Consider the following 4,084-nt stretch of genomic DNA (forward strand, 5'->3'; position numbering starts at 1 on the left):
CAGGGATCATCGATACGCCATAGATCCATTGTGGGAGCCAGCCTGCTGGCGATGGCGGCCTGACAGGCACTAGAGAATCACTTTGGCACGCCTCAGTTCCTCAATCCGCTCGACACCAAACCCCAACTCCCCCAACACCTGATCCGTATGCTGCCCCAGCGCCGCACCAATATGCCGAGACTCGGGCAACCCGTCCGAGAACTTCAACGGACACGCCATCTGCGCCTGGCTCGTGCCATCCCCTCGCGGCACATCGGTCACCAATTCCCGCGCCTGCAACTGCGGATGCCGAACCGCCTCACCCAAGGTCAACACCGGCTCGACACACGCATCGAGTTCGGCAAACAGCGCACACAATTCGGCAAAGTCGTGCTTCTCGAATTCAGTCTGCAGCGCGTCCTTGAGCTTCTTTCGCTGGGCGGGCTGAGGCGACAGGCCCAGCGTCGCCAACTCCTCCAGACCCAGCGCCGTGCACAGTTGCTTCATGAACGGCGGTTCCAGACTGCCAACCGACAACCAGCGGCCATCCCGCGAACGGTAATAGTCGTAGAAGCTGCCGCCATTGAGCATCTGGTCCTCCCGACCCGGTTCATCGCCGCAGGCCAGGTACCCGGCACCGGCCATGGCGTTCAAGCTGAACGCACAGTCAGTCATGCTCACATCCAGATGCTGCCCCACCCCGCTTTGCTGGCGGGCGATCACCGCCGCCAGCAAGCCAATCACCCCGTGCAACGAACCTCCGGCGACATCCGCCACCTGCATACCCAAGGGCAGCGGGCCGTTATCGGCGCGGCCGGTGTAGCTCGCCAGACCCGCCAGCGCCAGGTAATTGATGTCGTGGCCGGCGCGATGCGCGTAGGGGCCGGTTTGCCCGTAACCGGTGATCGACACGTAGATCAACTTCGGGTTGATCGCCTTCAGCGCTTCATAGCCCAGGCCCAGACGTTCCATTACGCCGGGGCGGAATTGCTCCAGGACGATGTCGTAGTCCTGCAACAGCTGCTTGATCACTGCCAGCGCCTCAGGCTGTTTGAGGTCCAGCGCCAGGCTGCGCTTGTTGCGATTGAGGTACGCATGGCTGGCCGACACGCCTTGATCATGGGGTGGCAGCACGCGCAACAGGTCCATGCGGGTCGGCGATTCGATGCGCAGTACCTCGGCGCCCATGTCAGCCAATAACAGCGAGGCGAACGGCCCCGGCAACAATGTCGAGAAATCCAGAACCTTGAGTGATGCCAGTGGACCGAGCATGTGTGATCTCCAGTGCGATGCCTCCAGCCTAGGCAGCCAATCGCATTGCAGCAATCACCTGATGTGTCAGCAACTGTGACCGTTACGCTCAAACTCCAGGCAAGAAAAAACCCGCCGAAGCGGGTTTTTTCATGACAACGCGTATTACTTGACGTTGCTTGGGGTTGGGCCTTCGGCCACACCCAGGTCGTCTTCTTCACGAGTGTCGGAGATACCGCGACCACCGGAAGCCAGCTCTACTTGCAGCTTGTCTTCATCCAGCTCTTTCACCCACTTGGCCACGACCAGGGTCGCAACAGCGTTACCAACGAGGTTGGTCAGTGCACGGGCTTCGGACATGAAGCGGTCGATACCAAGGATCAGCGCCAGACCGGCAACCGGCAGAGTACCCACAGCCGACAAGGTGGCCGCCAGCACGATGAAGCCACTGCCGGTCACACCGGCCGCACCTTTGGAGGACAGCAGCAGCACCAGCAGCAATGTGATCTGGTGAGTGAGATCCATCGGGGTATCAGTCGCCTGAGCGATGAACACAGCGGCCATGGTCAGGTAGATCGAAGTACCGTCGAGGTTGAACGAGTAGCCGGTCGGGATCACGAGGCCGACAACGGATTTCTGTGCACCCAGGCGTTCCATTTTGATCAGCATGCGCGGCAGAGCGGATTCCGAGGAGGAAGTGCCCAGTACGATCAGCAGTTCTTCACGGATGTAGCGGATCAGCTTCAGCACACTGAAACCGTGCGCGCGGCAGATGGCGCCCAGCACCAACACCACAAACAGGATGCAAGTGATGTAGAAGCAAATCATCAACTGACCCAGCTGCACCAGCGAGCCGACACCGTAGGCACCGATGGTGAACGCCATGGCGCCGAAGGCACCGACTGGCGCCAGCTTCATGATCATGTTGATGATGTTGAACATCACGTGAGCAAAGCGATCGATGAAATCCAGCACCGGCTTGCCGTAAGCACCCAGGCGATGCAGGGCGAAACCGAAGATCACCGAGAACATCAGCACTTGCAGGATGTCGCCGTTGGCGAATGCGCCGACGATGGTGTTCGGGATCACGTTAAGGATAAAGGCGACGATGCTCTGGTCTTTACCGGCCGAGATGAAGCCAGCAATTTTGCTGGTATCCAGGGTGGTCACGTCGATGTGCATGCCGGCTCCCGGTTGCACGACGTTAACCACGACCAGGCCGATCAACAGCGCGATGGTGGAAACAATTTCGAAGTACAGCAGCGCATAGCCGCCGGTCTTGCCCACCGATTTCATGTTCTGCATGCCAGCGATACCGCTGACGACCGTACAGAAGATGATTGGCGCGATGACCATTTTGATCAGTTTGATGAACCCGTCACCCAGCGGCTTGAGGGCCACACCGGTCTGCGGGTAGAAGTGACCAAGCAGGATGCCGATGGCGATGGCAACGATCACCTGGAAATACAGGGATTTGTATATTGGCTGACGAGTCGTCATTGCAAAGTTCCTCAAGAGTGCCAAGTGACAACATCCATCTGTTGCCCATGACACCTGAATTGCGAACCCTCCTGCACTGGAGGGATTTGTTTTTTCGAGCTGCGCGAGGGCAGGCATCTGCTCGTTGTATCGCAAGCGGCGTGCCACCTTTGCCAAATCCCCTGCGAGCCTTTTGACATCAGGGGTTACAGGTTCACCGTGCCATGGACGCCTTACAAAACGGTGGCGGATTTCCGCCCATCCGCCCGACCTCGTCCTGCAATTTGGCGGATATCCGCCTTGTCCATTGCCGGCCCCGACGACTACCATCCGTCGTTCAATAGACGGACCTGCCTTCTATGCGCGAACGCACCATTGCCAGTCATTTCGCCCGTGCCGCCCTCGGTGGCGCGCGTCGGCTGGGTCATGACTGTTCAAACCTGTTGCAACAACTCGGGATCAGCCCCGAGTTGCTGGAAGAACCGCGTGCGCGCATTGCGCCTGAGCAGTTCACCCGTTTGATCCAGGGATTGTGGCTGGCACTCGACGACGAATACCTCGGCTTCGGGCCGGTCCCGAGCAAAACCGGCAGCTTCGCGATGATGTGCCACGCCGTGATTCACTGCCGCAATCTGGAGAAGGCGCTGCATCGCGGCTTATTGTTTTACAGCCTATTCCCCGGTGGGCCGCGTCTGACCCTGACCCGCGAAGACGAAATGATCCGCCTGAGCCTGGACGATTCCAAGTTTCAGGACCCGGACCATTTCCTCACCGAAAGCCAGTTGATGGTCTGGCATCGCCTCGGCAGTTGGCTGATCGGCCAGCGCATTCGTCTGGAACAGGCCACCTTCAGCTACCCGAGGCCCGAGCACGGCGCCGAATACGAGTTGCTGTTCCCCTGCCCGATGGAGTTTTGCGCGTCGCAGAGCAGCCTGCTGTTCCACAGTCGCTACCTGAACATGCCGCTGTTGCAGGACGAGCGGACCCTCAAGCATTTCCTCGAACGCTCCCCCGCCGACCTACTGTCACGCCCGGATGACGGCGACAGCCTGAGCAGCCAGTTGCGCCGCTTGCTCAGCCGCGACAGTGCGCGCTGGCCAGACCTGGAAGCGGTGGCTGCGCACCTGCACATCAGCCCGCAGACGCTGCGCCGGCATTTGCGCGAAGAGGGTTCGAGTTTTCAGGAGTTGAAGGATCAGTTGCGCCGGGATATTGCGATTTATCACTTGGGGCGTGCGGACCTGTCGTTGCAACAGATCGCTGAACAGTTGGGGTTTTCCGAGCCTTCGGCGTTTCACCGGGCGTTCAAGAAGTGGACCGGCCTGACACCGGGCGCTTATCGCGCTCAAGAGAGCTGATTTTTTGTAGTGAATCT

The 4,084-nt window shown here is 59.5% G+C and carries 3 protein-coding genes; 1 reads left to right on the top strand and 2 read right to left on the bottom strand.

Annotated features, from left to right (window positions below; translation table 11 throughout):
- Positions 1-69: 69 nt before the first annotated feature.
- Together Q7W83_RS21210 and Q7W83_RS21215 are read right to left on the bottom strand one after the other, a co-directional pair.
- Positions 70-1,251, bottom strand: coding sequence for a CaiB/BaiF CoA transferase family protein (locus tag Q7W83_RS21210; RefSeq protein WP_473656828.1), 1,182 nt, complete (start codon positions 1,249-1,251; stop codon positions 70-72).
- Positions 1,252-1,395: 144 nt separating this feature from the next.
- Complete coding sequence (locus Q7W83_RS21215; protein ID WP_150633347.1) at positions 1,396-2,730, bottom strand: dicarboxylate/amino acid:cation symporter; 1,335 nt, start codon at positions 2,728-2,730, stop codon at positions 1,396-1,398.
- A gap of 338 nt (positions 2,731-3,068) precedes the next feature.
- Between Q7W83_RS21215 and Q7W83_RS21220 the strand changes: the two genes are divergently transcribed.
- On the top strand, positions 3,069-4,067 hold the full coding sequence (locus Q7W83_RS21220) for an AraC family transcriptional regulator (protein WP_150633346.1): 999 nt from the start codon (positions 3,069-3,071) through the stop codon (positions 4,065-4,067).
- The last annotated feature ends 17 nt before the right edge of the window (positions 4,068-4,084 follow it).

The organism is Pseudomonas sp. 300 (genome assembly GCF_055803035.1).